The organism is Geothrix oryzae (assembly GCF_030295385.1).
GTDB classification, from domain to species: Bacteria; Acidobacteriota; Holophagae; order Holophagales; family Holophagaceae; genus Geothrix; species Geothrix oryzae.
In genome coordinates, this window is the sequence record NZ_AP027079.1 from 261,115 (window position 1) to 286,630 (window position 25,516).

The window sequence follows — 25,516 nt, forward strand, 5'->3', positions numbered from 1 at the left end:
GGACGGAGCGGCTGCTTCCGCCTCCCCGCCGTTCACCCGGCGAAGCGGTCCGTCGCTGCCACCAGGGCCCGGGAGATGCCGGGCTCGTAGGCGCTGTGCCCGGCATCGGGGACGATGACGAGGTCGGCTTCGGGCCAGGCCTGGGACAGCGCCCAGGCGCTTTCGATGGGGCAGACCATGTCGTAGCGGCCCTGGATGATGGCCCCGGGAATGCCCTTGAGCCGGGTCGCGTCCCGCAGCAGCTGGCCCTCCTCCATCCAGCCCTTGTTCAGGAAGTAGTGGCACTCGATGCGGGCGAAGGCCAGGGTCGTGGCCTCGTCGCCGTAGGAGGCGATGAAGTCGGGGTCGGGGATGAGCTTGCTGGTGGCACCCTCCCAGATGCTCCAGGCCTTGGCCGCCGGCAGGTTCAGGGCGGGATCCTCGCTCAGCAGGCGCTTGGCGTAGGCCCGCAGGAAGTCGCCCCGCTCGGCAGCGGGGATGGCGTCGCGGTAGGGTTCCCAGGCGTCGGGGAACACGCGGCTGGCCCCCTCCTGGTAGAGCCAGTCCACCTCGCGCTGGCGCAGCAGGAACACGCCGCGGAGGATCAGCTCCGTCACGCGCTGCGGGTGGGCTTCCGCATAGGCGAGGCCCAGCGTGGCGCCCCAGGAGCCGCCGAAGACCATCCAGCGCTCGAGGTCCAGGTGCTCGCGGATGCGCTCGATGTCGGCCACCAGGTCCCAGGTGCCGTTTTCGCGGACCTCGGCGTAGGGGGTGCTCTGGCCGCAGCCCCGCTGGTCGAAGAGGACGATGCGGTACTTGGCGGGATCGAAGTAGCGGCGGTGCTTCGGACTGGTGCCACCGCCGGGGCCCCCGTGGAGGAAGATCACGGGTTTGCCCTGCGGGTTCCCGCTCTCCTCGACATGGAGGTCGTGCAGCTCCGACACCTTCAGGCGGTGGGTCTTGTAGGGCTCGAGGGCCGGATAGAGCCAGCTGACGGGATCCTTGCGCAGGGACATGGCGGCTCCTAGACGAAGAACAAGGCCGCGGCGCCCACGAGGGCCAGCAGCGTCCCGAGGATCGCATGGCCGCCCACCTTCTCCTTGAAGACAAAGTGGGAGACCGGCAACAGGATCACGGGGGAGAGGGACATCAGGGTGGCCGCCACGCCCATGGGGGCCTTGGCGATGGCGACGAGCGAGAGCACCACGCCCAGCACGGGGCCCGTGAGGGCGCCGAGGCCGATGAAGGCCGTGGCGCGGCCATCCCGCAGGCTGCCCAGGCTGCCCCGCAGGCGGCCCGTGGCGCCGAAATAGAGCAGCAATGCCGCCAGACCCGCCGTCACCCGGATCAGATTGGCCGAGATGGGCGGAAAGCCGCCTGCAAGGCCGAACATGCTGAACACCAGGCCCACGGACTGCCCCAGGGCGCCGCCGATGCCCAGCAGGACGCCGCGCCACAGGTGGGGATGGGCCTCGTGGTCGCCATCGCCCCACACCACCCAGGCGATGCCGCCCAGGGTGAGGGCCATGGCCATGATCTTGGCGAGGCTCATGCTCTGCCCCAGGAACAGCCAGGCCAGGAGGGCGCTGAAGATCGGCGAGAGGGTCATGAGCAGCATGGCCAGCCGCGGCCCGATGAGCAGGAAGGCCTCGAAGAGCACCGCGTCGCCCAGGGCGAAGCCGATGAGCCCGGACAGGCCTAGCCAGCCCAGGCGGGCGGTCCCTGCTTGCATGGGAAAGAGGCTGCCATAGAGCGCCAGGTGCACCAGGACCAGCACCCCCCAGGCCATGAGCAGGCGCCCCAGGTTGACCGAGGCCGAGCCCACCCGGCGCCCGGCCACGGTGAAGCATACGGAGTTCAGCGACCAGCAGAGCGAGGTGAGGAGGGCGGCGCCTTCGCCGAGGTAAAGCACGGGGACTCCATGGGGTTCCCCGGGCGACGGGTCACTCGCCTCATGATACGAGGTAGGGGTCTGTTTTCAAATTCCACCGCACCGCGACGAAGGCCATCCGGGATGCCCCGCAAGGAAGGGCCCGCAGGGCGATGGGGTTCATCGTTCAAGGGCCCTGACGCCGCGGGGCGCCCGGATGGCCTCGTCCCGAAGGGCTGGGTGGGCAGCTGTCGCGATGCTGCGTCAGGCTCCTCGACCTTGGAACCACCAGGGCCTTCGTCGCCTTCCTTGCCTCGCTCGGCTGCCCGCCCAGCGCGGCGTCGCGGAATTTGAAAACAAACCCTAGACAAACATCTGGAGGATGCCATTGCTCAGGAGCATCCCGCGGGGGCTGAGGCGCACCTGATCCCCCTCCCAGACCACGAGTCCTTCTTTGGCCAGGTCGTGCAGCCTCGCTTCCCACCCGTCGCAGAGGGGCTGCAGGTGACGAGCATCGGCTTCGCTTCGGAGCGCACCCCAGGCCACGCCCCGGTGCAGGCGCAGCCCCAGCAGGGGGGTTTCCGCCAGGATCTCGGCGGCATCCAGCTCCTGGAGATCGAGGGCGCCGCGCCCGTCGGCCCAGGCCGGAATCACGGCGGATTCGGTCCAGCGGAAGGCGCCCAGCTGGGAGGCGGCGCTGGGACCCAGGCCCAGGTAGGGCCGGCGCTCCCAGTAGCGGGTGTTGTGGATGGACTCCGCACCGGGCCGGGCGTAGTTGCTGATCTCGTACGGCGCGAGGCCCAGGCGGGGCAGGACCTCCTGGAGGGCCTCGAACACATCGGCGACCTCGTCCTCGGAGGGGAGCGAAAGCCGCCCCGCATCGATGTCGGCGCGGAGGGGGCAGGCCTTGTCCAGGTCCAGCAGGTAGATGCTGAGGTGGTCGATGCCCGTGGCGGCGAGCACCCGGGCGTCCTCGACCACCTTGGCCAGCGACTGGCCGGGGATGCCCACCATGAGGTCGGCGCTGCGGCGGCGGAATCCGGCCCGGCCCGCCAGGTCCAGGGCCTCCAGGGCCTGGGCCTCGCCGTGGATGCGCCCCAGCCTGCCAAGCAGCCCATCGTCCAGGGCCTGCACGCCGAGGCTGACGCGATCCCAGCCCAACCCCCGCGCCTGCTGGAGCCAGGCCAGGTCCACGGTGCCGGGATTGGCCTCGAAGGTGGCCTCGCGCAGGGGCGACAGATCGAAGGCCTCCCGCACGGCGGCGGTGAGTTCCGTCAGTTCCGCCGGCGTCAGCAGCGACGGCGTGCCGCCGCCCAGGTACAGGGTGTCCACCCGGGGGCTGCCGAGGGCCTCGCCCCAGGCCCGGACCTGCGAGATCAGCCGGCGGACCGTCGCAGGTTGGAGCTCGCGGTCCCGGGTGGTGGCGAAGGAACAGTAGGTGCAGCGGTCCAGGCAGAAGGGGATGTGTAGGTAGAGCCCGAGGGGCTCCGCCTGGGCGGCGGATCTGAGCGCCGGAAGCCGCTCCGCCAGGACGGGCGGAAGGTCAGGGCTCAACCATCACCCGCTTCATGACCTCCCGGAGGGTCCGGACTTCCTCCGGGAAGCGCCAGGGGGCCTTCGTGGGTTCGGCGGCCTGTTCCAGGGCCAGGTAGCGCTGCTGGAGCAGGGTCCGGTGCTCGGGGCGCAGGGTCCGGCCCGTGCCCATGTGGAGTTCGAGCAGCTCGAGGTTCTGCCGCAGGCGGACGGACTGGGGGTGGTAGAGGAAGGTGCCCACGAGCAGGTGCCCGAAGGCCAGTCCCAGGACCAGGAAGCCGCCCACCAGGGGGATCCGGAGGTCGGCGCGCAGTCCCAGGGCCAGCCACCAGCCCATGAGGCCCATGAGCAGCAGGGACAGGACGGGGAGCACCGGCATGGCCCAGAGCCCGTTGCCCCACAGGCAGTCGTGGATGAGGGAATCGGCCACGGCTTCCAGGGTGCGGCGGTCCCCTTCGCTGCGCGCCTTGGCCAGGTGGGCGTCGAGGGTGCTCCAGGCCTGCTGCTGGGCGGGGTTCAGCACCACGGGCTCGCGTCCCCCCCGGCTGTCGCTCTGCCGGATGGGCACCACGCGGGCGCCGGGCTTCCCCGTCTCCACGCTCGGCGGGGGCGGGGGATCGAGGATCTCGGCATCCGCGGGAGGGGGCGTGTTGGTGATGTGGGTCTGGCCGGCGGCGTCGCGCCAGTAGTAGGTTCGCGGCTGCTGGCCCAGGAGGACCAGGAGCAGCAGGCCGGCGGCCGCGTTCACCGCGGGGCCTCAGAACTCGGCATCGAGGGCCTCGCACCAGAAGTGGTAGATCATCTGGTGGACCTCCTGGATGCGCGCCGTCACCGGAGAGGGCACCACCAGGGCATCGTCCATCAGGCCGGCCAGCTTCCCGCCGTCCCGGCCCAGCAGGCCCAGGGTGCGGATGCCGAGTTCCTTGGCGGAGGCCACGGCGCGGATGACATTGGGGCTGTTGCCGCTGGTGCTGATGCCGATGAGCAGGTCGCCCGGCCGGCCCAGGGCCTCCACCTGGCGGGAGAAGATCTGGTCGAAGCCGTAGTCGTTGCCGATGGCGGTCAGGGCCGAGGTGTCCGTGGTGAGGGCGATGCCCGCGAGGGCCCGGCGCTCCTTGAGGTAGCGGCCGCTCAGCTCGGCGGCCAGGTGCTGGGCGTCGGCGGCGCTGCCGCCGTTGCCGCAGACGAGGATGCGCCCGCCCCGCCGGAGCCGTTCGGCCATGTCGTCGGCCTGGGTGAGGATGTGGTCCAGTTCCCGGGCGAAGAAGGCCTGCTTCAGCTGGACGGACTCCTGGACATGCTGGAGAAGGGTCTGCTTCATGGACGCGATTGTGACAGGAATTCCTCTCCCAGGATTTCCCCAGGGCTGGCAGACTGCGGGAAGCCTTGCATCCGCTCAGCGTGGGTCCCATGGAATGGATTGCCCTCAAACACGCCCTGCTGGCCCACCTCCCGGTGGCGACCGGACTGCTGCTGCCCTGGGTGCTGCTCTCGGCCCAGCGCTCCGGACGGGGCATCCGCCCCTGGTGGACGGTGGCCCGGTACCTGGGCTGGGCCGGGGCGTTGGGCCTCCTGGCGGCCATGGTCAGCGGGCTGGCCGCCGGCAGGATGCACGGCCTGATCCCTGCCACGCGCTTCTTCCCCGTGCCGGCGGCGGGCATGGGGGCCGATGGCCTCCTCTTCCGGCACGCCGTGCTGGCGGCCGCGACGATCCCCCTGGCCGTGGCCGCCCTCTGGGCCATGAACCGGCCTCGGAAGGATCACCAGAGCCTCGGCTTCCTCGCCCTGCTGTTCGGCCTGGGCTGGTGCGCCCTGCTGCTGGCCACGGGGCAGAGCGGCTTCAGCCTCGCCCACCCCAAATACCAGGCCCCGGTGCCAGCGCCGCCAGCGCTCGTGGTTGCGCCCGCGCCGGTTCCAGCCGCTGCGCCGGCCCCGTCGGATCCCGAGGCCTCGGCCCCCCTCCGGGCGCTGGACTACGGCGCCCTGGAGCCCATCCACGCCGAGCCGGTGAAGTCCCCGGCCCATGGCGGGCGCTGGATCCGCGCCTGGGCCACCCCCGCGGCCGCCGCGGCCTACCGGGCGGGCCAGATCCTGCCCCCCGGGGCCCTGGTGGTGCTGAGCACCCTGGAAGACCGCTGGGGCCGGCCGGGCACCGAACCCGGGCCGCTGTACGCCCTGGAGATGAAGGACGGCGGCCCCTCGCTCACCTTCTACTGGGCCCGGGTCCCCCTGGAGCAGCGCCGCGAGGTGGGCGGCGAGGCCCGTGTCTATTGGCGGAGCCCGGACGCCCACCTGGAGGCCTGCCAGAGCTGCCACGCCGGCGGCATGGCCGAGTTCGCCAAGCGCAGCCGGTGGCGGGTGCCGAAGAAGGTGGTGGCGCCCGAATGACGGGCGTCCTCAGACCTTGAAGCCGTCCACCACCTTCCGGAGCCCTTCGGCCACGCTGGCCAGGTCGTCGGAGGTCTTGGTGATCTCGTGGACGGTGGCGGAAAGCTCCTGGGTCGCCGAGGCGTTCTGGGCCAGCTGGTCCGTGGTCTGATTCATGCGCCGGGTGACCTCCTGGCTGGTGGTCGCCTGTTCCTGGCTGAGGGCGCCGATGTCCCGGATGCTGGTGGCGATGTGGCTGATCCGGTCCCGGATGGCCTGGAGGTTCTTCAGGCTGAGGCTGACCCCGTCCACGCCGCCCGCCACCGCTTCCTGGGCGCGCTGGTTGAGCTGCTCGATTTCCAGGGCGGCGCTGCGGGAGCGCTCGGCGAGCTTGCGGACCTCCTCGGCCACCACGGCGAAGCCCTTGCCCATGGAGCCCGCCTTGGCTGCCTCGATGGCCGCGTTCAGGGAGAGCAGGTTGGTCTGGCGGGCGATGTCCTGGATGACCTGGACGGCCTTCACGATCTGGGAGGTGGCGTCCTGGATCTGCTCCATCCCCTGGGCCGCGCTCTGGCCGGCCTCGGCGCCCCGGGCCGTGTCCTGGACGGCCGCTTCGCCCGCGGCGTCGGTCTGCTGGGTGCGTTCGCGCATGGTCCCGGCGTTGCCGCTCAGGCGCTCCATGGCGGTCGTGACCTGCTCACCGGATTTCTTCAGCTCCTCGCTCACCCTCGCGATGTCGTCGACCGCGCGGGCCATTTCCTGGGAAGTCGCCGCCAGTTCCGAGCTGCCGGAGGCCACCCGGTCGGCATAGGAACCGATGGTCTGGACCGTGCCCCGCATGCGCCCGTTGTAGGCGTTGAAGGCCTCGGCCGCTTCGCCGATCTCGTCCCGGGTCTCGACTTCGATCCGCTTGGAGAGGTCGCTTTCGCGAAGGCCCTGGACCAGCTGCTTCAGGGGTTTCACAGCCGACCGGGAGCGCTTCTGCGAAATGAAGGCCACCAGGATGGCCACGGCCAGGGTGGCGCCGAGGATGGCCCAGCTGATCCGGCGCATCTCCGCATCGACATCATCCAGGTAGACGCCCGCCCCCACGACCCAGTCCCAGGCTTCGATGCGCTTGGCATAGGCCGACTTGGGGAAGAGGCCCTCCTTGCCGGGCTTGGCGTAGGGGTAGTCGTAGAATCCTCCGGTCGCGGGCGTGGACACCTGCCGCATGGCCTTGACGATGGCCAGGGTGGCGGGGGGCAGCTCCTCGCCGGCCTTGCCTTCCAGCTGCCGGGCGACGGGCAGCAGGAGGATGCTGTGGTTGGGCCCGTGGATGTAGACATAGTTGCTGCCGTCGAAGCGCAGGGCGCCCACGAGGTCCTTGGCCCGGGCCTGCGCTTCTTCCTGGCTCAGACGACCGGCCTTGGCTTCCTCCACCAGGTGGCTGACCTGAGAGTGGGCGCTTTCGACCACATGCCTCAGGCCCTCCTTCTTGGCGTTCAGCAGGAGGCTGTGCACCGTCGGGAGCATGTAGCCGGCGATCAGCACGATGAAGAAGAGCACGGGGGTCATGGCCGTGGAAAAGACCTTGCCGCCCAGGGACTGGAGATAGGTGCGCAGTGCCTTCATCCACATGGCGTCGCCTCCGCGGGCATGCAGGAGAACCCGTGTCTCGTCATCGGCCGCCGCCGGACGGGATTGAGTTCCGGGACCATGAACGGCCGGGAGGGGGCCAGACCCCCCGCCCCAGCTAGTCGATGGTGAAGTCGCCGGTGTCGATGATGGTGATCTCCGTGGGGAGGAACCGCACCTCGAAGCCCTTCTCCTTCAGCAGGTGGTAGGCCAGCTCGGCGCGGATGCCGGTGGAGCAGTGGCAGAGGATCTTCGCCCCCTTGGGGAGCTCGCCGAGGCGGGCCAGGAGCTGGGGTTCGGGGATCGTGAGGGCGCCCTTGATGATGCCGTTCTTCGTCTCGTCGGGATTCCGCACATCGAGAATCACGGCGCCGCGCTCCGCCGGAGGCAGCTCGGCCACCTTGGCGAACTCGGCCGGGGAAATGGAGCCCGGGCGGGGCTTGGGCACGAAGCTGGCCTTGGCGGCCAGGGGGCCGGTTTCTGCGGGCAGGGCCGCGGCCTGCCAGGCCTTGAAGCCGCCGGAAAGGAGGTTCACGCCACTGTAGCCGGCCCTGATGAGCTCCGCGGCCAAGGCCTTGGCGGAAGCACCGCCGGTTTCATCCACCACCACGATGGGGGGCTTCAGCTTGGGAGCCGGGAAGGTCTTGAGCAGGTCGGCCAGCTTGGCGGGATCGGCGGCCACCGCCCCCTTGATAAAGCCCTTGGCCGCCTCGGCCGCAGGGCGGGCGTCCAGGATCACCAGTGGGGTACTGGTGTCGAAGAAGGCGGTCTTCAGCGCCGCGGGGCTCAGCACGCCGTAGTTCTTCTTGGCCCAGGCGGGCATGCCGTCGATGAACACCTTGGCGTTCGTGTAGCCCAGCTTTTTGGCCTTGGCCAGCGACCCGGGGCTCATGTTGCAGGTCTTCCCGCTGCAGTAGAAGATCACCAGCGCCTGCTTGTCGGCGGGAAGCTTGTCCGCATTCTTGTCGAAGGCGGGGAAGGGCAGGTTCACAGCCGTGGGGATGGCGCCTTCCAGGAAGCGGGGCGCGGGACGGGAATCGAAGAGGAAGTATTTCCCCTTCTCCGGACCCATGGCCACCAGCTTCTGGATGTCGTCCAGGGTGACGGTCTCGTTCGCCGCCAGCTTCACCGGGGGCTTGGCGAACACGGCCACGGCGGTCTTCACGCCGTCCTTCTCCGTGAACTGCACGCGCACTTCGTGGCCCTTGGCGATGCTCTTGAGCGCCGTGTCCACATCGGCGGCAGGCTCGGGCGTCACGACCTTCACGCTGGCTTTGTCGAAGCGGAGCACCTCGGTGCGCTCGTCGATCTTCAGCTGGAAGGAGTTGTTCTTCAGGGCCAGGTTGTCGAAGTGCCCGCGGAGGTTGTCGGGGGCGGTGGTGTGGCAGGTGGTGCAGATCTTGGCGGAAGCCGGCTTGGCCGGGGCGTCCGCGGCGACCACTGCGGTGCAGGCGACGCCGGCAGCGACACAGGCGAGCAGGAGGGGGAATCGATTCGGATGGCTCATAGGTGCTCCATGGGTCGTGAACGATTGGAGTCTATGGTTGTTTGCCTATAAATCCAGGAAGATGTGACCCCGGTCTACGGCCACCCCAGTGGCGACATCACGCCACCCGAAGGGGGTCTATTTCGAGTGCCTCACTCGGCGGGGGCGAAGACTTCGCGGGGCTTTCCCGCGCCGCGGTCCGGGCCGACGATGCCTTCCGACTCCATGCGGTCGATGATCCGCGCGGCGCGGCCGTAGCCGAGGTTCAGCTTGCGCTGGAGCAGGCTGGTGCTGGCCTTGCGCTCGCGGGTCACGACGGCGATGGCGCGCTGGTAGATGTCGTCCCCGCCGACGGCGGCAGCGTCAGGATCTTCGAGGAGGGTCTCCTCCTCCGCCTCCATGGCGCTGATGAGGGCCTGGTTGTAGTCGGGGCGGCCCCGTTCCCGCAGCCAGGTCACCAGGCGCAGGGTCTCGTCCTCGCTGAGGAAGGGGGCATGGATGCGCTTCGGATGGCTGGCGCCGTTGGGCAGGAAGAGCGCGTCGCCCGCGCCCAGCAGCTGCTCGCCGCCGCCGGAATCCAGGATGGTGCGACTGTCGATCTTGGTGCGCACGCGGTAGCTGAGGCGGCTGGGCAGGTTGGCCTTGATGACGCCCGTGACCACATCCACGCTCGGCCGCTGGGTCGCGAGGATCAGGTGGATGCCCACGGCGCGGGCCTTCTGGGCGATGCGCGCGATGCTGTCCTCCACCTCGCTGCGGGCCACCATCATGAGATCCGCCAGCTCGTCGATGACCACCAGCACATAGGGCAGGGGCTCGAGCACCGAGGGGCGGTCGGGCCAGCGGGGATTCGGCGTCCGGTCCGTGAGATCCATGGAGCCGCCGGCATCCGCGATCTTGGCGTTGAAGCCCTTCAGGTCGCGCACGCTCAGCAGCGCCAGGCGGCGGTAGCGGTCCTCCATCTGGGCCACCACCCACTTGAGGACGCGGCCTGCCTCCTTCATGTCGGTGACCACCGGGGCCCACAGGTGGGGGATGTCCTCGTAGACGCCCAGCTCCACCATCTTGGGATCCACCAGGATGAGCTTCACCTCGTCGGGCATGGCGCGCACGAGGCACGAGCAGATCATGGCATTCACGCCCACGCTCTTGCCGCTGCCGGTGCTGCCGCCGATGAGCAGGTGCGGCATCTTGTTGAGGTCGGCCACCACCGGGCGGCCGGCGATGTCCTTGCCGAGGGCCAGCTGCAGCAGGCCGCCGGCATCCCGGAAGGCGGGACTGTCGATCACTTCGCGGAAGGTGATGATCTCCCGCTTGGGATTCGGCACCTCGATGCCCACCAGGTTCTTGCCGGGAATGCGGTCCATGCGCACGGCCTCGGCCTGGAGGGCCAGGGCGAGATCCTCCTCCATGCCGAGGATGCGCGACAGCGGGATGCCGGCATCCGGCTGGAATTCGAAGACCGTGACCACGGGGCCGGGCTGCATGCCGGTGACCGCGCCCTTGATCTTGAATTCAGACAATTTCTGTCCAATGCGCTCCTTGATGGATTCCAGCATGGCCAGGTCGGCCTTGGCGTGCTGGCCCGGCGGATCGAAGAGGCGCCGGGGCGGCAGGGTCTCGCGCTCGGCGACGGAGGGTTTCGACCGCTCTACGGGAAACGGTGGGGGAATCGGGGGAGGAAGCGGGGGCAGGGGCTTGGCGGGGGTGGGTTCGGTGAGGGGGAGGGGCGGCTGCACGCTCTCGCGGCCGAAGCGGTCCTTCGCCACCTGGGCCTTGGCCACGGTGGGTTTCGGCGGCGGCTGAGTGGGGGCGTCCACCAGCAGCTTGGCGCGGAAGGGGGCGGTCGGATCGGCGGAAACGGGGCCCGCGGCCGGAAGGGGCTGCGCGTCGATGACAGCCTGCGCGGCATCCAGGTGCAGGGAGTGGATGGGCGGCAGCAGGTCCTCGGCGCGGATCTGGGGCTGCCTCTTCCGGGCTTCCGCGGTCTCCAGTTCGGCCTTGAGCAGCGATTCGCGCTGGGCCTCCAGCGCCTGTTGGCGCATGGCCAGGGCCTTGAGGGCGGCGCCGTCGGCGGCATCGAGCTCAGGCTGCTCCGGATTCCGCCCGCGAAGGAACGGGCGCTTGACCATGGTGAGGAATCCCTGGAAGCCCTTGGCGGGCATGGGCTTCATCCAGGGCCAAGCCTTCTCGCCGAGCCAGCGGTGGAGCAGGAGGCCCAGGGCGCGGGTGAGGGCGGGGGCCAGCACCAGGGCGCAGACGAGGCCCACCAGGACCAGGAGCAGGGGCAGGCCCACGGGGCCCAGCAGGCGGCGCTGGGCAGGCCAGAGGGCGCTGCCGAGCCAGCCGCCCCAGCGGAGCTGCACGGTGCCGCCGTCCGCCAGGCCCGTCCAGAGACGGGGGGCGAAGGCGCCGAGGGCGGTCCAGAAGGCGAGGGCCAGGCCCAGCCAGGCCAGGCGTCCGGGCCAGTGGCGGCCCTCCCGGGGCCACGCCTCCCAGAGGAGGTAGGGCGGCACGATCCAGGCGCCCACGCCCATCAGGGTCTGCAGCAGTCCGGCCAGGGTCGCGCCCACGATGCCGCAGAGGTTCTGCACGGCGGCCACGGCCGGGCCCTGGGTGAAGGGATGCGGATCCAGCGGATTGAAGCTCAGCAGAGAGAGCAGGAGTACCAGGGCCACGAAACCCAGCACCGCCCTCAGCATCCAACGGCCGATCCCCTGCAACGCGCCTCCACGGTGTCCTGGCATCAGTGTAGCCCAGCGGCACGGGCGCTAGCGCGCGGGGACGGCGGCTCCCGGGGCCTGGAGCAGGGAGAGCCGCTGCTGCGGATTCCAGGTGGGCTTGCCCAGGTCCTGGAGGTAGGCGCTCACGGGGACGAAGGTCCAACCCTCGTTCCGGGCCCGGTCCATGAAGGCCCCGAGGCCCGCGGAGGGGCGATCCGCTTCGGCGCGCCCCGAGCCCAGGTGCATGAGCACGATGAGGCCGTCGCCATCCCGGTTGAGGCGCTGCTGGAGGCGCTGGAGGATGGCGTCGCCGCTGCGGTAGAGGCGGCGTTCCTTCGGCGTGGCCCAATCCAGGGTGTCGGCGCCCTCGCTCCAGCCCACATGGCGATAGCCGAGCTCCTCGGCCCAGCGGCGGATCTCCGCCGTGTGCTCGCCGTAGGGCGCGCGCCAGAAGGGATCCATGGGCCGGCCCAGGAGGCGCACCAGGGCTGCGTCGGCCTCCAGCAGCTCTTTCTGCACCCGCTCCCGGGTCCACTGGGGATCGCGCTTCATCCCCGGCGCGAAGTGGGGGTGGTGCATGGTGTGGTTGCCCAGCTCGTGGCCTTCCGCGGCCATGCGCTTCACCAGGGCCGGGTACCGCTGGATGAAGGCGCCGGTGAGGAAGACGGTGGTCCGCACGCCCCGGGCCTTCAGGGCATCCAGGATCTCGGCCGCGACTTCGGAGGAGGAGCCGCCGTCGAAGCTGAGGAGCAACCGCCGCTGTCCGCTGGGTCCGCGGGTGAGGTTGAGGGCCTCGCCCATGCCGGGCCAGGGCGTCAGGTTGGTCCCGGGCGCGACCAGGGGGGTCAGTCGGGGGGCCGCGCTGCGGGAGGCGGCCCTCGGGGCGGGCTCCAGGTCGGGCGAAAGGGGCAGCGTCACGGGCCTGCGCCCGGCCAGGGGCGGCGTGGGGGTGGTCCCGGGATGGGCCAGGGTCCAGGTGCGGGCGGACCCGGATGACGCGGCCTCCGGCGGGGGCAGGTCCGAGGGCTGGGCGTGGGGCAGCGCCCCGGTCTTCCGTCCGGTCAGTGGAGGCACCGGGGCGGGCTCCAGGCGGGCCACGCTCCGGGTGGAGGGCACCTCGCGGGCGGGGGCTGCGGGCGGCGTCTGTTTCGCCAGGCGCGTGGGCCGGGGTTGCGCCGGTCGCGCCCCCGGCGCCGGAGGCCGGGTGGGCGTCAGCGAGAACTCGAAGCGCGCCAGCTCCCGGCCCTCCGCGGTGCGCAGCACGGCCGTCTCGCCTGGGGGCGGGCGGAAGAACTCCCAGCGCACGGGTCCGATTTCGGCGTAGCGCGTTTCGCGAATCGAGCGGCCCTCCAGCACCAGCTGGGTGGGCTCGGCCACCTCGCCTTCCACCACGGCCAGGCCGCCCAGGGGATACCAGGTCCAGGGGGCCGCCGGAGCGTCCGTCCCCACGCTGGAAGCCAGGGTCGGGGGCGCCTGGGTCGCCTGCCGTCCGCAGGAGACCAAGATCAGGGCCAGGGCCGGAACCAGGATCAGGCCCGGGACCGGGCCCGGGATCAGGGCGGCGGCGCGGAGGCGGCTCATGGGGCGTCGTCCCCCCGGCAGAGGGCCCAGTAGTTGGCCTTTTCGCGGATCCGCACCCAGCGGGGCCGCAGGGCGGCGCCCTGCAGGTGGCGGAAGGCCATCTCGGCGAGGGCCTCGGCCGTGGGGTTCCGCTTCGACAGGGCCTCCAGGTCGTTCAGCAGCCGGTAGTCCACGCCCTCGGTCCAGGCCTCCAGCGCCTTCGCGAACGCGGGCTCCTCCGCCTCCGAGGTCAGCTCCACGGCCGCCTCCACCTCCCAGTTGTGGCCGTGGCGATCCTCCTGGAAGCCGGGAAGATCGTGGAAGTGGTCGGCCACGAAGGGGCGCCGGAGGGAAAGGGTGAAGGCCATGGGGAAGTATAGCTATCCGTGGTCGCCGGCAAGCTCGGCCCGGAGGGCATCGAGGTAGGCGAGCAGGGTCCGCTGGCGGCCCGCGGCGAGCCGTTGCCCTGCCGAGGTCTTCATGCCGGCGGCGAGCTTGAGGAGCTTCCGCTCGAAATGATCGAGGCTCCAGCGCTTGTCATCGAGCTCGCGGCTGGCGGCCCAGGGATCCTCGGGATGCCAGAGCCCGGCTCCGAAGCTGGCGCCCGTGGCGAAGACCCGGGCGATGCCGATGGCGCCCAGGGCCTCCAGCCGATCCGCATCCTGCACCACGGCGGCCTCCAGGCTGGCGGGAGCCAGGCCCCCGCTCCAGCTGTGGCTGGCCACCGCCGCGGCGACGGCCTCGGCCTTCGCCTCCAAGCCGGGCGTCTCCCGGCACCACTGGGGCACGAGCTCCGCCGCCAGCTGGGCCGTGCGGGAGGATTCCGGGTGGTTCTTGGGGCGGTAGACCAGGTCGTGGAGGAGGGCCGCGGCGACGCAGATGTCGGCCTCGGCGTGTTCGGCCTCGGCCAGGGCCTGGGCCAGGCGGGCCACCCGCAGGATGTGGCCCAGGTCGTGGGCCGCGTCCCGGAGGAAGGGCTCGCCGGCCAGGTGGGCCCGCAGGCGCGCCAGCAGCGGGTCGTACCAGGGGAAGGGCTGCGTCACGCCGGACCTCCGGGGTCCGGTTCCGCCAGGATGATGCCTTGCCTCGGCTTTCTGCTCATGGCTCCAGGCTACCGGTTGTGCCAAAAATCACGATTTTTAATATTGAGACTCTATCGCATTATTTTAAACTGGATCTCTGAGGTTCGGGCATGTTCCTTTGCGTCTGCAACGCCATCACCGATGACCAGGTCCAGTGGGCCGTGCGGGAGCGCGGCGCGGAATCGGTCGAAGCGGTCTTCGAGGCGCTGGAGGCGCGGCCCGACTGCCGGCGCTGCCTGGGCTTCATGGAGGAGGCCGTCCTGGCCATCCGGGCGGGCGAGCCCGTGCGCGTGGGGCACGATCCCCTGGCCACGCCCTGGGGCTGCCGCGGCCGCTGCCGCCCGGCCTGGGGCGAAGCCGCCGAAGTCGCCAAGGCGAGCTGAAAAGTCATTGTGAAGAACCGGCAAAAGTCGCTATCGTGAGCCCCTTTCCCGGGGAGGCCCCATGCAAGGCGATGCGACCCTCATCCAGCACTTGAACCGGCTCCTCCGCAACGAACTCACGGCCATCAACCAGTACTTCCTGCATGCGCGCATGTGCCGGAACTGGGGCCTGAAGGAGCTGGGCGAGCACGAGTACAAGGAATCCATCGACGAGATGAAGCACGCGGACCGGCTCCTGGAGCGGATCCTCTTCCTGGAGGGCCTGCCGAACATGCAGGACCTGCACAAGCTCCGCATCGGGCAGAACCCCAAGGAAGTGCTGGCGGGCGATCTGGCGCTGGAGATGGACGCCATGAAGGACCTGCGCGAGACCATCGCCTACGCCGAGGGCATCCGGGACTATGTGAGCCGGGACCTCGCCCGCGAGATCCTCGCCAGCGAGGAGGAGCATGTGGACTGGCTGGAGACGCAGCTGGACCTCATCGACCAGATGGGTCTTCAGAACTTCGTCCAGCGCGCCGCAGGCGGGCTTTCTTAGCGCCTTCCAGGGCTGCAGGTTCCATCGGAGTGGCCGGTGGCCGGCGCTGAATCCGGCCGTGGCGTGCGTGTCGATGGCTTAAGATGGGCCTTCCTGGAGGATCCATGCGGAGCCTGAAGACGCTGCTGATGAGCCTGCTGCTGGCCCTGACGGCCTGGGCCCAGAGGGCGGACCCGGCCTTCGACCCGGTGAAGCAGGTGGATCTCACCTTCCAGAAGGGCGCGGTGGTGCTGACGGTGCCGCCCGGCGCGCACCTGAAGGCGGCCTTCATGGAAGTGGTGAAGAAGGGGGGGCCCGGCACCCTCCAGGTGGGCCCCTTGCCGCCGACCCAGGCGAAAGATGAGATCGGCGATGGCATCTGGCACGACACGGTGCGGATCCCCGTGCGCGGCGAGGGCCTCCGCGGTCCCGTGACACTGGCCGTGACCTACCAGCCCTGCACCGAGGGCGAAGGCGGCGTCTGCTTCCCGCCCACCACGCGAACGCTCGAGGTGAAGGCGTCCGAGATTCCTGCCGGCGCCCTTGCAGTCGTTTCGCCGGAGAAGCCTGCGGTCTCTTCGGTGGAAGAAAAGGCTGGGGAGGCGAAAGTCGCGGCCCCCGCACCCGCAGCCTCGCCCACGCCTGCCCCCACGCCCGCCGCCCCGCAGGAACACTCGGGCCTGATCTGGTCCCTGCTCCTGGTCTTCCTGGCGGGCATGGGCGCTTCGCTGACGCCCTGCGTGTATCCGATGATCCCCATCACCATGGCCATCGTGGGGGCGAAGGGCGGCGGCAAGGCCCGGGGCTTCGCGTTGTCGGCGGTGCTGGTGCTGGGCATGGCGGTGACCTACACCACGCTGGGCGTGCTGGCCGCCAAGAGCGGCGCGGCCTTCGGCGCCTTCGCCCAGAAGCCGGCCTTCCTCGTGCCCGTATCGCTGCTGTTCGCGGCCTTCGCGCTCTCGCTCTTCGGCGCCTTCGAGATCGCCCTGCCGCCGGGCCTGGCCATGAAGCTCCAGGGTGATGGCTCCCGCAAGGGCTTCGGCGGGGCCTTCCTCATGGGCCTGGTGCTGGGGCCGCTGTCGGCGCCCTGCGTGGGACCGGTCATCGGCGCCGTGCTGGTGGGCATCGCCCAGCAGGGGGTCGTGTGGCTGGGCGGCCTGCAGCTCTTCGTGTTCGCCCTGGGCATGGGCGTGCTGTTCATGGCCGTGGGCACCTTCTCGGCGGGCCTCCCCAAGAGCGGCGAGTGGCTCACGCGCTTCAAGCAGGGCATGGGGCTCGTGGTGCTCGGCTTCGCGGCCTGGAATGTGCGGCTCGTGGTGCCGGGCTGGCTGAATTTCGCCCTGTGGACCGGGGTGATGCTGGCGGGCGTGGCGGTCTTCGGCGCCTTCGAGGCGGCTTCGGGCCTGGTGGGGCAGCTGCGGAAGGGTTTCGCGCTGCTGCTGCTGGCGCTGGCCCTGCTGCTGGGCGTGCGGACGGTGGAGACCTTCCTGGGGGTGGACCTGCTGCCCAAGGGTGGCGCCGTGGCGGCGAAAGAGGAGCATGCCGGGTGGCTGGAGCAGGACCTCGAAGGCGCGCTGGCCAAAGCCCAGGCCGAGCACAAGGTGGTGCTGGTGGACATCTACGCGGACTGGTGCGCCCAGTGCAAGGAGCTGGATGAGAAGACCTGGCCGGATCCGGCCCTGAAGGCCTGGATCGCGCAACACGCCATTCCCATCCGCATCGACACCGACGCCAAGCGCAAGGATCTGGCGGCGAAGCTTCAGATCCGCAGCTACCCGACGGTGCTCCTGCTGGACGCCGAGGGCAGGGAACTGCGCCGCATCCTGGGCTTCCAGAAGCCCGAGACCATCAAGGCCTGGCTCGAGGGAAAATGAGAAACGGCCCGCAGCGCGGGCCGTTTCCATCTGATCCTGGACAGCGGCTTCAGTCCCCCAGGAACTTCGCCAGGGTCTTCTCGAGCTGCCCGCCGCGCAGCTGGGCGCCGCTGGCCACGATCTTCCCGTCGGGGCCGATGAGCAGGGCCTTGGGGATGCTCATCACACCGTAGTCCCCGGCCAGGGGGCTCTGGAATCCGCCCTCGATGAAGGCGTGCTTCCAGGGCATGGGACTCGCCGCCAGCTGGCGGTAGGGGGCGATGTGCTCGACCCTGCGGTCGAAGGACAGGGACAGGATCTCGAAGGGCTTGGCCTTGAACTTCGCCCAGGCGGCATGCAGGCCGGGCATCTCGACGCGGCAGTCCGGGCACCAGGTGGCCCAGAAGTCGATGAGCACGAACTTGCCTTTGAAGGTGTCCACCCCATAGGTGACCTTCGGCTGATCCAGGGCCTTCAGGCTGAAGGCCGGGGCGGGACGGCCCAGGCCGGTCTTGGCCTCGGCATCGAGGAAGGCCTGGGCCCGCTGGGCCAGGGGACTGCCCGGGAACTGGACGCGGATGGCCTCGAAGGCGGCCTTCCAGCCAGCCTCGTCGCCGGCTTCCAGCCGCCCGAGGAAGTGGTCGAAGAGCAGGGTCCGGCGCAGGCCCGTATCGGCGTGCTTGGCGCGGGCCTCGGCCACATAGGCGTCCCAGCCCTTGGGATCGGCCGCAGCGCGGGTCGTGAGCAGGCCGGGATCCAGGCTCCAGGCGGTGGCGGTGGGGGGCACCTCCTTCTGGACCTGGGCCAGGAGGGCCGCGGTGGGTTCCGTCTTGGCCAGCTGCAAATGGAAGAGGGTGCTCACCAGCAGGGCTTCGCGCACCTCGGCCTGCGTTTCACCGGCGAGACGGGCCTGTAGGTCCGCCAGCTCCTTCGCGCAGTCACCGCGGAAATCCTTGGTGTTCTTCCCGGCCTGGATGTGGGCGGTGCGCGCCGCCATCACCGACCTGGCCTTGGCGCGGGCCGCTTCGAGCACGGCTTGGGCCCCGGCCGCGGGAGCCGGCGCCTGCAGCGCGGGCAGGGCCGTCATCAGGCAGATCAGGGGCAGGGGCATGGATCCTCCGGCGGGCGGTTCGGCCTCGCCGGACAGAATACCTCGAAAGGTGAGGTCTTTCCCGGGTCAGGGCCCAGGTCAGGGCCCAGGTCAGGGCCCGGGTCAGGGTTTGACGGGCTCCGTCACCGGGGCTGCCGGGGGCGGCGGGGGCAGGGGCCGCTCCCGGAGGGCCCACTGGATGGCCTCGCCCACGAAGCCGTCCTTGTAGCCGATGTGGAGCTGGGCCAGGTTCCCCTCGCGGTCGATGACGAACAGGGCCGGGAGGGAATGGACGATGTCCATGAAGTTGGAGGGGCCCTCCTTGCCGAGGCCGGGCGTGTAGACGGGCATCTTCGACGCCTCGAAGAACTGGCGGTTCTTGGTTATAAAGGTGTTGATGGCGCGCCAGCCGCCCTGGATGCCGCCGCCATCCTGCTGGTTCTCGTCGAAGTTCACGGCGAGGATGTCGAAGCCGAACTGATCGCGCTTGGGGTAGAGGGAGGCGAACTCCATGAGCATCTTCGCGGAGGGGTCGCAGCGGACGCTCCAGAGACCGACGAGGACGATCTTCCCCTTCAGGGCGGCCACGGAGGTGCCCTTGCCCTTGGCGTCGTAGGCGGCGAAGGCGGCCACGGACCGGCGCTGGCCCTGGGGGAAGAACTGGCGCCCCTGCTGGTACGAGAGGAGGCCCGTGCTGTCGGCGCCGACCTGGCCGCCGGTGGTGCCCGGAGCCGCGGCCCCGTAGTTGAGGGCCGTCTTTTCCTGGCTCACCCTCGGACAGATGGGATCGGTGGGCGAGTTGGCGTTCTTGTAGATGCCCTGGGCGCTCAGGCCCAGGGACGCCAGGAGAAGGCTGCAGAGCAGGCGCGGCATGGGTACCTCGTGGGGAGTGCCCTCACGCTACCGGAAGCTCCGCACCAGGTCGAGCCCCGCCTCGGTGCGGCTCAGGTACCAGGTCAGGGCCTGGCCATCCACGAGACGCACGATGGCCTCCGGGAACCGCTTCTGCAGCTCCGCCTGATGGCGCCGATTGAAGCGGTAGGGCTCCGAGGGCAGGAGGATGAGTTCCGGGGCCAGGGCCGCCAGGTCCTCGTCCGACAGCACGGGATAGCGGTCCGGCCCCACGGGCGTGAATCCCCCCTGGCGCAGCAGGTCGGCCAGGTAGGTGTCGGGCCCGGAGCTCATCCAGGGCTCCCTCCAGATGAGCGGGAGGGCGCGGGGGCCCCTGCGACGGCGGCCCTTGAGGGAGGCCTCCAGGGCCGCTGCGCGGGCCTCCCCGGCCTCGGGAACGCCCAGCCGCGTTCCGAGCTCGCGCCAGGCCGCGGCGCAGTCCTTCAGCGTGCGGATCTCCAGGGCCAGCCAGGGGATGCCCAGGGCCGTGAGGGCGTCGGCGACCCCTTTGGGGTTCTCGTCCCGCTCGAGGATCACCAGGTCCGGGGCGAGGTCCCGGATGCGGTCCAGGTCGGGATCCTTGGTGCCGCCCACGGCGGGGACGGTGTTGCGGATCCAGCGAGGCTCGATGCAGTAGCGGGTGCGGCCTGCGATCCGCGTCGCCAGGCCCCACTGCACCAGCAGCTCCGTGACCGAGGGCACCAGGCTGATGATGCGCTGGGGGATGCCATCCGTGGGGGCCTGGGCCGCCGGGGCCGCGGACTGAAGACTGGGGACCGAAGACTGAAGACGGGAGACCGTCGGGGCCAGCCGGACCCCCAGGTGCGGGTCCTTCATCTGCCCCTGTCCCGTGGGGCAGAGGTCGAGGAGGGGGCAGGCGCCGCAGTCCGGCCGCCGGGCGTCGCAGACACGACGGCCGTGGAAGATGAGCTGGTGGTGCAGCTCGATCCAGTCCTCCCGCGGGAAGAGGCGGCAGAGATCCGCCTCCACCTTCTCGGGCGTGGCGGCCTTGGACAGCCCCAGGCGCCGGGCCACGCGGAAGATGTGGGTGTCCACGGCCAGGGCGGGCACGCCGAAGGCGTTGGCCAGCACGACATTGGCGGTCTTCTGGCCCACGCCCGGGAGAGCCCCGAGGGCCGCAGGGTCCGAGGGCACCACGCCGCCGTGGCGGGCCATCAGGGCCTGCCCCAGGCCGATGAGGTTCTTGGCCTTGTTGTGGTAGAAGCCCGTGGATTTGATGAGGGCCTCCAGCTCTGTCGGGCGCGCCTCGGCCAGGGCGGCCGCGTCGGGATAGCGGACGAAGAGGGCGGGTGTGGTGAGGTTCACGCGGGCATCCGTGCACTGGGCACTCAGGATGGTGGCCACCACCAGCTGGAACGGATCCGCGTGATCCAAGGCGCAGTGGGCATCGGGGTAGGCAGCACGGAGCCGGCGCTGAAGCTCGGCGGGGGCGGGTCTGGGCGGGCGCATGGGACCAGGATAGATCGGCGGCCCCGCCGCGGGAGTCGACGGTTTCGATAGACTGGAGGATGAGGTGCCAGATGCCCACCGCCCTTACGGGAAAGCTCAACTGCCAGGAAACCGCCCGGCACTACCTGGAGTTGGTGCGTTCCAATGTGAAGAAGCTGGGCTTCTCGCCGGGCCTGGGCGTCATCCTCGGCAGCCACGATCCCGGCAGCGTCACCTATCAGCGCTGGCTCATGAAGGACTGCGAGGACCTGGGCATCGCCGCGGCGGACCTGCGGGTGGAGAACGGCATGCAGCTGGTGAAGCTCATCGCCCGCCTCAACCAGGACGAGAAGACCCACGGCGTGTTCATCTTCTATCCCCTGCGCTATCCCGAGATCAAGGATGACGAGGTCATGGATCTGGTGGACCCCAGCAAGGACATCGAGGGCCTGCACGCCATCAACATCGGCTTCCTGACCAAGTACCGGAAGCGGCTGGATGACGGATCCCAGCACCGCTGCATGACGCCGTGCACCGCGCGGGCCATCGTGAAGACCCTCAAGCGGGGCTTCGGCGACAACTGGCTGGCGGGCAAGACGGTGCTCGTCATCAACGACAGCCTGCGCATCGGCCGCCCTCTGACGGCCATGGTGGCCAACCTGAAGGGCACGCCCATCCTCTGCCACGCCGCCACCAACCAGACGCACCTGGAGGGCTTCATCCGCATGGCCGATGTCATCGTGAGCGCCGTGCCGGCGCCCGGGTATCAGATCCGCACGGACTGGATCAAGGACGGGGCGCTCTGCTTCGACCTCAGCGGCGACGGGAACTTCGACTACGAGGCCCTGGACCGCCGGGGCATCCCCTACACCGACACCACCAAGAACAGCGTGGGGAAGGTCACCCGCGCCATGGCCCTGCTCAACCTCACCTACGCGGCGGGCGTGGAGTAGCGGGCGCCAGGCCGAGTTCCTAGAACCGGGTGGTCAGCGCCAGGCCCAGGTTGCTGCGGCGGCGGGGGGTGAGGCCGTCCGTGAAGGGACGCTCCAGGTGCTCGCCTTCCAGGCTGAGGGCCCAGGCCGGGTGGAAGGCCCAGCCGATCCGCAGGCGGGGGCCGACGAAGGCCCCCTCTCCGGGCGGCACCTCGACGATGGCGCCGAGGCCGATGAAGGTGCGGTGGGAGGTGGCGTTGGCATCGACCACGAAGCGGAGGGCGTTGTCGCCGTCGTCCCAATGGCGCACCCCCAGGCCGACGCCCAGATGGAGGTGGGTGAGGTCGCCTCGGTCCCGCACCTGGAAATCGGTGATGGGCACCGTGAACTCCGCGGCGGTGGCGCGGGGCTGGCGGATGACCGACACCAGGGCCGACTGCGCCATCAGGGGCAGGGCAGACAGGGACAGGGCGAGGAGGAGGCGTCGCATGGGAAGGCTACCGCACTGGCTGGCGCCGGTTTAGCGCCGGCGCCATTCCGAGGCCAGCAGCCCGTACACGGCGTGGTCCACCGTGCGATCCGCCAGGTGCTCCACTTGGCGCAGGGTGCCCTCGTGGCGGAAGCCCAGGCGCTTGGGGATGGCGCGGCTGCGGCGGTTCCAGACGCCGGCGCGGATCTCGATGCGGTTGAGTTTCAAGGTGCGGAAGCCGTGGCGGAGCAGGGCCGCGACTGCGGCGGTCATCAGGCCTCGCCCCTCGGCCGCCTCTGCCAGCCAGTACCCGATGGCGGCGCTGCGGTTGGCGGCGTCGATCCAGTTGAAGCCCGCGACGCCCACGAGCCCGCCCTTCCACCAGAGGCCGAAGGACTGGCCGACTCCCGCCCGCACCTGGGTGCGCATCCTCAGGATGTAGGTCCGGGAGTCCGCGGGCGACTGGTTGGCGTCGGGCCAGGGCAGCCAGCGGCGCAGCCGGTCGCGGTTGGCATCCACCAGGGCGAACAGGGCCGGAGCGTCCCGGAGGTTCAAGGGGCGCAATTCCAGGCCAGGACCGGCCTTCAGCACCTCGGCCATCGCTTCCCCCTCACTTGCCCGCGGCATCCTGCAGCGCCGCGGCCCGGCCCGCCCTCCACAGGATGAGCAGTTCGTCCAGCAGGGCCCCGAACTGCTCCAGCCGCATGGCGTTAGGGCCGTCGCTCCAGGCCTTCTCGGGACAGTCGTGCACTTCGAAGAAGAAGCCGTCCACCGCCGTGGCGGCGGCCCGGGCCAGGCTGGGGATCATCTCCCGGGCCCCGCCGGTGGCGTGGCCGAGGGCCCCGGGCTTCTGCACGCTGTGCGTGGCGTCGAAGACCACGGGGCAGCCGGTCTTGCGCAGGTGCGGGAAGCTCTGGAAGTCCACCACCAGGTTGCCGTAGCCGAAGCTGGAGCCCCGCTCGGTCACCCAGACGGGGCCGTGGCCCGGCACGGACTGGAGCTTCTCCACGCCGTGCTTGAGGTCCCAGGGGGCGAGGAACTGGCCCTTCTTCAGGTTGACGGTGCGGCCCGTGGCGGCAGCGGCGAGGAGCAGGTCCGTCTGGCGGCAGAGGAAGGCGGGGATCTGGAGGACATCCACGGCCTGGGCCGCGGGGGCGCACTGGTCGCTTTCGTGCACATCGGTCAGCACCGGCACGCCGTAGCGGCTGCGGATCTCGGCAAGGATGTCAAGGCCGCCTTCCATGCCCGGCCCTCGGTGGCTCTCCCGGCTGGTGCGGTTGGCCTTGTCGAAGCTGGATTTGTAGATGAAGGGGATGCCCCGGGCCTCAGCCAGGTCCCGCAGGCTGGAGGCCATCAGGTGGGCATGCTCCCGGCTCTCGATGACGCAGGGCCCGGCGATAAGGAAGAAGCTCTGGTCGGTGAAGGGTCGGGCAAAGTCCATGGGCACCTCGTCCCGCATTTTACCGCCTTCGGGCCCATTGACGGGTCGTCATGCTTATCGTGGGTTCTACTGTCATAATGTCCAACCGAAGCCCTCCCCCCCTTTTGTCCGGAGCCCCCCATGGCGAAGCTGCTGATGGAAGACGACCTGAACCGGCGCCTGGTGGCCCTGCTCCAGCAGGAGGGCCGCATGAGCCATGCGGAGCTGGCGGAGCGGCTGGGCGTGAGCCGTCCCACGATCATCGACCGGGTGAAGCGCCTGGAGGCCGATGGCGTGCTGGCGGGCTACGGGGCGCGGGTGACGCCCGCGGCCGTGAACAAGCCCAATGTGGCGTTCGTGGCCGTGCGCTACAAGGACAACAACGAGGCCATCGAGCAGCGCTTCATCAAGGCCCTGGAAGATGAGCCCGACATCCTGGAGGCCCACACGGTGGCGGGCGAGGACGCCCTGATGCTGAAGGTCGTGGCGGACACCCCCGCGGGCATCGCCGAGCGCCTGCGCCGCATCCGGGCCCTGGGGCCCATGGTCACCACGCGCACCACCATCGTGCTGGAAACTCACTGGGAGAAGGCCGGGCCGAGCCCCTTCCCCATCGAAGGGTCGGGAAAGAAGGCCAAGAAGTGATCGCAGCCACCCCGCAGCCGCCCTACCTCGCGGTGATCTTCAGCAGCCAGCGGACCGAGGGCGATCTGGGATACGGGAGCATGGCCGATCGCATGCTGGAACTGGCCAGCGCCCAGCCGGGCTTCCTCGGCGTGGAGAGCGCCCGGGACGCGCAGGGCTTCGGCATCACGGTCTCCTACTGGAAGGACGAGGCCTCCATCGCGGCCTGGAAGGCGAACGCGGAACATGCGGTGGCCCAGCGCCTGGGCCATGAGCGGTGGTACGAGACCTTCCGCCTGCGGGTCTGCCGCGTGGAGCGCGAGGCCGGCAAGGGAACCGACTGATGCTGGCCTGGCTCGCCTACCTCACGGTGGCCGTGGTGTGGGGTTCCACCTACTTCGCCATCGCCCTGGGCCTGGAGTCCTTCACGCCCTATGGCATGGTGGCGGCGCGGTTCTCCGTGGCCTCGCTCCTGGCCCTGGGGCTGGGAAGGCTGCGCCGCGAGGCGTGGCCGCCGCTGAACGAGGTCGGGCATCTCATGGTCGTGGGGGCCTTGCTGCTGGGCTGTTCCAACGCCCTGATCTCCTGGGCGGAACTGCATGTCTCCTCGGGGCTCGCGGCCGTGCTGGCCGCCCTGGTACCCCTCTGGCTGGCCGTCTTCTCCATGGTGAAGGATCCCCTGGGCGCCAAGGGCTGGGTGGGCCTCCTGCTGGGCCTGGCGGGCGTCTGCGTGCTGGTGTGGCCCACGGGCGGCCTGCGGATCCATGGCGGGAGCCTGGCGGCGCTGATCGCGGCGCCCTGCATCTGGTCCTGGGGCACCCTGCACGGCAAGCGCTTCGTCCACGGGGGCAGCCTGCTCACCAATGTGGGCATCCAGATGGCCACGGCCGCCGTCATCGGGCTGGCCCTGGCGCCACTCACGGGTGGGTTCCTGCGCGGGCCCGTCACCCCGAAGGCCCTGGGCGCGGTCGCCTACCTGGCCCTCTTCGGTTCGGTGCTGGCCTTCTCCGCCTACATCTACCTGGCCAAGGCCTGGCCACCCGCCAAGATGGGCACCTATGCTTACCTGAACCCCCTCGTGGCCGTGCTGCTGGGGACCCTGATCCTGCACGAGGCCTTCGGCCCGCGCGAGGTTCTCGGCATGGCCGTCATCCTGGCGGCCGTCGCCCTGGTGCAGCTGCGGCCGAAGCCCGCCCTGCGGGAAACACCAACAGAGGCCTGATTCGAGAAAAAGGCCGGAGCCATCTCTGGTCCCGGCCTTCGGGCCTGCCATCTGAGGGGCGGGCCACCCCTCAGCCGGCAGCCCGTTTCGTCAATTCCGCATAGGGCGGAGGGGCGATCCTCGCTGATTCCCCAAGCTTGGCGGCCGCCCGCCGGGCCGCGGCCCGCCGCGTGGCCAGGCGCACCACATGATCGGTTCCGACGAAGGCGAGGAACAGGAACATGACGAGTAGGACGGTCATGGCAGCTCCCTTGGCTATTGCTTGGCGATGGTTTTATGGTTGGCCGCCATATGTTCGTAGATGGCGGAACCGCAGATCCAGACGATCAGCCCCACGGTGACGATGCCGAGAATGCCGTTCGTGATGTTCAGCATGAGTGTTTCGGGATTCCGCCAGTTGGCGAGATCGAACATGTCAACCTCCTTCGAGAATGGTGTGGGGGGAGCGT

At 70.1% G+C, this 25,516-nt stretch carries 27 protein-coding genes; 8 read left to right on the plus strand and 19 right to left on the minus strand.

Annotation, left to right across the window (positions count from 1 at the left end):
- Positions 1-32: 32 nt before the first annotated feature.
- The 5 genes from pip to gmhA all read right to left on the minus strand — a co-directional run bounded on the left by pip (position 33) and on the right by gmhA (position 4,703).
- The gene (gene pip, locus QUD34_RS01090; RefSeq protein WP_286354739.1) at positions 33-995 is read right to left on the minus strand and encodes a prolyl aminopeptidase; all 963 of its coding nucleotides are present in this window, start codon (positions 993-995) and stop codon (positions 33-35) included.
- 8 nt (positions 996-1,003) lie between these two features.
- The gene (locus tag QUD34_RS01095) at positions 1,004-1,891 is read right to left on the minus strand and encodes a DMT family transporter (RefSeq protein WP_286354740.1); all 888 of its coding nucleotides are present in this window, start codon (positions 1,889-1,891) and stop codon (positions 1,004-1,006) included.
- Between the two features lie 321 nt (positions 1,892-2,212).
- Entirely contained in the window at positions 2,213-3,403 is a 1,191-nt protein-coding gene (locus tag QUD34_RS01100; protein ID WP_286354741.1) for a coproporphyrinogen-III oxidase family protein, read from the minus strand.
- Complete coding sequence (locus QUD34_RS01105; RefSeq protein ID WP_286354742.1) at positions 3,393-4,130, minus strand: DUF4124 domain-containing protein; 738 nt, start codon at positions 4,128-4,130, stop codon at positions 3,393-3,395. The genes QUD34_RS01100 and QUD34_RS01105 overlap by 11 nt, the downstream gene beginning before the upstream one ends.
- A 9-nt stretch (positions 4,131-4,139) precedes the next feature.
- Entirely contained in the window at positions 4,140-4,703 is a 564-nt protein-coding gene (gene gmhA / locus QUD34_RS01110) for a D-sedoheptulose 7-phosphate isomerase (RefSeq protein WP_286354743.1), read from the minus strand.
- An 89-nt stretch (positions 4,704-4,792) separates the two neighbouring features.
- Between gmhA and QUD34_RS01115 the strand changes: the two genes are divergently transcribed.
- Positions 4,793-5,770 (plus strand): hypothetical protein, encoded by a 978-nt coding sequence (locus tag QUD34_RS01115; protein WP_286354744.1) that lies wholly within the window; start codon positions 4,793-4,795, stop codon positions 5,768-5,770.
- Positions 5,771-5,779: 9 nt separating this feature from the next.
- Here the strand turns inward: QUD34_RS01115 and QUD34_RS01120 are convergent, their stop codons facing one another.
- From QUD34_RS01120 to QUD34_RS01145, 6 genes are all read right to left on the minus strand, one after another.
- On the minus strand, positions 5,780-7,369 hold the full coding sequence (locus QUD34_RS01120) for a methyl-accepting chemotaxis protein (protein ID WP_286354745.1): 1,590 nt from the start codon (positions 7,367-7,369) through the stop codon (positions 5,780-5,782).
- Between the two features lie 115 nt (positions 7,370-7,484).
- Positions 7,485-8,873: a rhodanese-like domain-containing protein gene (locus tag QUD34_RS01125; protein ID WP_286354746.1), complete on the minus strand. Its 1,389-nt coding sequence runs from the start codon at positions 8,871-8,873 to the stop codon at positions 7,485-7,487.
- 131 nt (positions 8,874-9,004) lie between these two features.
- On the minus strand, positions 9,005-11,575 hold the full coding sequence (locus tag QUD34_RS01130; RefSeq protein ID WP_286354747.1) for an FtsK/SpoIIIE family DNA translocase: 2,571 nt from the start codon (positions 11,573-11,575) through the stop codon (positions 9,005-9,007).
- Positions 11,576-11,623: 48 nt separating this feature from the next.
- On the minus strand, positions 11,624-13,156 hold the full coding sequence (locus QUD34_RS01135; RefSeq protein ID WP_286354748.1) for a polysaccharide deacetylase family protein: 1,533 nt from the start codon (positions 13,154-13,156) through the stop codon (positions 11,624-11,626).
- Entirely contained in the window at positions 13,153-13,503 is a 351-nt protein-coding gene (locus QUD34_RS01140) for a 6-pyruvoyl trahydropterin synthase family protein (protein ID WP_286354749.1), read from the minus strand. The genes QUD34_RS01135 and QUD34_RS01140 overlap by 4 nt, the downstream gene beginning before the upstream one ends.
- A 12-nt stretch (positions 13,504-13,515) precedes the next feature.
- Positions 13,516-14,178, minus strand: a complete 663-nt coding sequence (locus QUD34_RS01145; protein ID WP_286354750.1) for an HD domain-containing protein — start codon at positions 14,176-14,178, stop codon at positions 13,516-13,518.
- A 149-nt stretch (positions 14,179-14,327) separates the two neighbouring features.
- Between QUD34_RS01145 and QUD34_RS01150 the strand changes: the two genes are divergently transcribed.
- The 3 genes from QUD34_RS01150 to QUD34_RS01160 all read left to right on the plus strand — a co-directional run bounded on the left by QUD34_RS01150 (position 14,328) and on the right by QUD34_RS01160 (position 16,991).
- Entirely contained in the window at positions 14,328-14,600 is a 273-nt protein-coding gene (locus QUD34_RS01150; protein ID WP_286354751.1) for a (2Fe-2S)-binding protein, read from the plus strand.
- 61 nt (positions 14,601-14,661) lie between these two features.
- On the plus strand, positions 14,662-15,138 hold the full coding sequence (bfr, locus tag QUD34_RS01155) for a bacterioferritin (RefSeq protein ID WP_286354752.1): 477 nt from the start codon (positions 14,662-14,664) through the stop codon (positions 15,136-15,138).
- Between the two features lie 104 nt (positions 15,139-15,242).
- A complete protein-coding gene (locus QUD34_RS01160) occupies positions 15,243-16,991 on the plus strand; it encodes a protein-disulfide reductase DsbD family protein (protein ID WP_286354753.1) in 1,749 nt (582 codons plus the stop codon).
- Between the two features lie 49 nt (positions 16,992-17,040).
- Here QUD34_RS01160 and QUD34_RS01165 read toward each other — a convergent pair whose 3' ends face one another.
- From QUD34_RS01165 to nth, 3 genes are all read right to left on the minus strand, one after another.
- A complete protein-coding gene (locus QUD34_RS01165) occupies positions 17,041-18,081 on the minus strand; it encodes a TlpA family protein disulfide reductase (RefSeq protein WP_286354754.1) in 1,041 nt (346 codons plus the stop codon).
- A 102-nt stretch (positions 18,082-18,183) separates the two neighbouring features.
- Positions 18,184-18,933, minus strand: coding sequence for a TlpA family protein disulfide reductase (locus QUD34_RS01170; protein ID WP_286354755.1), 750 nt, complete (start codon positions 18,931-18,933; stop codon positions 18,184-18,186).
- Between the two features lie 27 nt (positions 18,934-18,960).
- Positions 18,961-20,421: an endonuclease III gene (gene nth, locus QUD34_RS01175; protein WP_286354756.1), complete on the minus strand. Its 1,461-nt coding sequence runs from the start codon at positions 20,419-20,421 to the stop codon at positions 18,961-18,963.
- Positions 20,422-20,492: 71 nt separating this feature from the next.
- Here nth and QUD34_RS01180 point away from each other — a divergent pair, with 71 nt between their 5' ends.
- A complete protein-coding gene (locus tag QUD34_RS01180) occupies positions 20,493-21,353 on the plus strand; it encodes a bifunctional 5,10-methylenetetrahydrofolate dehydrogenase/5,10-methenyltetrahydrofolate cyclohydrolase (protein ID WP_286354757.1) in 861 nt (286 codons plus the stop codon).
- Between the two features lie 19 nt (positions 21,354-21,372).
- On the opposite strand, the gene QUD34_RS01185 is transcribed toward QUD34_RS01180, so the two are convergent.
- The 3 genes from QUD34_RS01185 to kdsA are packed head-to-tail and all read right to left on the minus strand — an operon-like array spanning position 21,373 to position 23,242.
- On the minus strand, positions 21,373-21,822 hold the full coding sequence (locus QUD34_RS01185) for a hypothetical protein (protein ID WP_286354758.1): 450 nt from the start codon (positions 21,820-21,822) through the stop codon (positions 21,373-21,375).
- 30 nt (positions 21,823-21,852) lie between these two features.
- A complete protein-coding gene (locus QUD34_RS01190) occupies positions 21,853-22,401 on the minus strand; it encodes a GNAT family N-acetyltransferase (protein WP_286354759.1) in 549 nt (182 codons plus the stop codon).
- A 10-nt stretch (positions 22,402-22,411) separates the two neighbouring features.
- Positions 22,412-23,242, minus strand: a complete 831-nt coding sequence (gene kdsA / locus QUD34_RS01195) for a 3-deoxy-8-phosphooctulonate synthase (protein ID WP_286354760.1) — start codon at positions 23,240-23,242, stop codon at positions 22,412-22,414.
- Positions 23,243-23,362: 120 nt separating this feature from the next.
- Between kdsA and QUD34_RS01200 the strand changes: the two genes are divergently transcribed.
- From QUD34_RS01200 to QUD34_RS01210, 3 genes are read left to right on the plus strand one after another with little or no spacing between them, the layout of a single operon-like run.
- Complete coding sequence (locus QUD34_RS01200; protein WP_286354761.1) at positions 23,363-23,866, plus strand: Lrp/AsnC family transcriptional regulator; 504 nt, start codon at positions 23,363-23,365, stop codon at positions 23,864-23,866.
- Complete coding sequence (locus QUD34_RS01205; protein ID WP_286354762.1) at positions 23,863-24,189, plus strand: antibiotic biosynthesis monooxygenase family protein; 327 nt, start codon at positions 23,863-23,865, stop codon at positions 24,187-24,189. The genes QUD34_RS01200 and QUD34_RS01205 overlap by 4 nt, the downstream gene beginning before the upstream one ends.
- Positions 24,189-25,067 (plus strand): EamA family transporter, encoded by an 879-nt coding sequence (locus tag QUD34_RS01210; RefSeq protein WP_286354763.1) that lies wholly within the window; start codon positions 24,189-24,191, stop codon positions 25,065-25,067. Before QUD34_RS01205 ends, QUD34_RS01210 begins: the two co-directional genes overlap by 1 nt.
- A gap of 70 nt (positions 25,068-25,137) precedes the next feature.
- Here the strand turns inward: QUD34_RS01210 and QUD34_RS01215 are convergent, their stop codons facing one another.
- A complete protein-coding gene (locus tag QUD34_RS01215) occupies positions 25,138-25,308 on the minus strand; it encodes a hypothetical protein (RefSeq protein ID WP_286354764.1) in 171 nt (56 codons plus the stop codon).
- A gap of 14 nt (positions 25,309-25,322) precedes the next feature.
- Positions 25,323-25,481, minus strand: a complete 159-nt coding sequence (locus QUD34_RS01220) for a hypothetical protein (RefSeq protein WP_286354765.1) — start codon at positions 25,479-25,481, stop codon at positions 25,323-25,325.
- Between the last annotated feature and the right edge of the window lie 35 nt (positions 25,482-25,516).

Excerpts from the sequence above, each read along its gene's own strand:
- pip (WP_286354739.1), bottom strand. The coding sequence starts at position 995 with ATGTCCCTGCGCAAGGATCCCGTCAGCTGGCTCTATCCGGCCCTCGAG.
- gmhA (WP_286354743.1), bottom strand. The coding sequence starts at position 4,703 with ATGAAGCAGACCCTTCTCCAGCATGTCCAGGAGTCCGTCCAGCTGAAG.
- QUD34_RS01115 (WP_286354744.1), top strand. The coding sequence starts at position 4,793 with ATGGAATGGATTGCCCTCAAACACGCCCTGCTGGCCCACCTCCCGGTG.
- QUD34_RS01120 (WP_286354745.1), bottom strand. The coding sequence starts at position 7,369 with ATGTGGATGAAGGCACTGCGCACCTATCTCCAGTCCCTGGGCGGCAAG.
- QUD34_RS01125 (WP_286354746.1), bottom strand. The coding sequence starts at position 8,873 with ATGAGCCATCCGAATCGATTCCCCCTCCTGCTCGCCTGTGTCGCTGCC.
- QUD34_RS01135 (WP_286354748.1), bottom strand. The coding sequence starts at position 13,156 with ATGAGCCGCCTCCGCGCCGCCGCCCTGATCCCGGGCCCGGTCCCGGGC.
- QUD34_RS01140 (WP_286354749.1), bottom strand. The coding sequence starts at position 13,503 with ATGGCCTTCACCCTTTCCCTCCGGCGCCCCTTCGTGGCCGACCACTTC.
- QUD34_RS01150 (WP_286354751.1), top strand. The coding sequence starts at position 14,328 with ATGTTCCTTTGCGTCTGCAACGCCATCACCGATGACCAGGTCCAGTGG.
- bfr (WP_286354752.1), top strand. The coding sequence starts at position 14,662 with ATGCAAGGCGATGCGACCCTCATCCAGCACTTGAACCGGCTCCTCCGC.
- QUD34_RS01160 (WP_286354753.1), top strand. The coding sequence starts at position 15,243 with ATGCGGAGCCTGAAGACGCTGCTGATGAGCCTGCTGCTGGCCCTGACG.
- QUD34_RS01165 (WP_286354754.1), bottom strand. The coding sequence starts at position 18,081 with ATGCCCCTGCCCCTGATCTGCCTGATGACGGCCCTGCCCGCGCTGCAG.
- QUD34_RS01170 (WP_286354755.1), bottom strand. The coding sequence starts at position 18,933 with ATGCCGCGCCTGCTCTGCAGCCTTCTCCTGGCGTCCCTGGGCCTGAGC.
- nth (WP_286354756.1), bottom strand. The coding sequence starts at position 20,421 with ATGCGCCCGCCCAGACCCGCCCCCGCCGAGCTTCAGCGCCGGCTCCGT.
- QUD34_RS01180 (WP_286354757.1), top strand. The coding sequence starts at position 20,493 with ATGCCCACCGCCCTTACGGGAAAGCTCAACTGCCAGGAAACCGCCCGG.
- QUD34_RS01185 (WP_286354758.1), bottom strand. The coding sequence starts at position 21,822 with ATGCGACGCCTCCTCCTCGCCCTGTCCCTGTCTGCCCTGCCCCTGATG.
- QUD34_RS01190 (WP_286354759.1), bottom strand. The coding sequence starts at position 22,401 with ATGGCCGAGGTGCTGAAGGCCGGTCCTGGCCTGGAATTGCGCCCCTTG.
- kdsA (WP_286354760.1), bottom strand. The coding sequence starts at position 23,242 with ATGGACTTTGCCCGACCCTTCACCGACCAGAGCTTCTTCCTTATCGCC.
- QUD34_RS01200 (WP_286354761.1), top strand. The coding sequence starts at position 23,363 with ATGGCGAAGCTGCTGATGGAAGACGACCTGAACCGGCGCCTGGTGGCC.
- QUD34_RS01210 (WP_286354763.1), top strand. The coding sequence starts at position 24,189 with ATGCTGGCCTGGCTCGCCTACCTCACGGTGGCCGTGGTGTGGGGTTCC.
- QUD34_RS01215 (WP_286354764.1), bottom strand. The coding sequence starts at position 25,308 with ATGACCGTCCTACTCGTCATGTTCCTGTTCCTCGCCTTCGTCGGAACC.
- QUD34_RS01220 (WP_286354765.1), bottom strand. The coding sequence starts at position 25,481 with ATGTTCGATCTCGCCAACTGGCGGAATCCCGAAACACTCATGCTGAAC.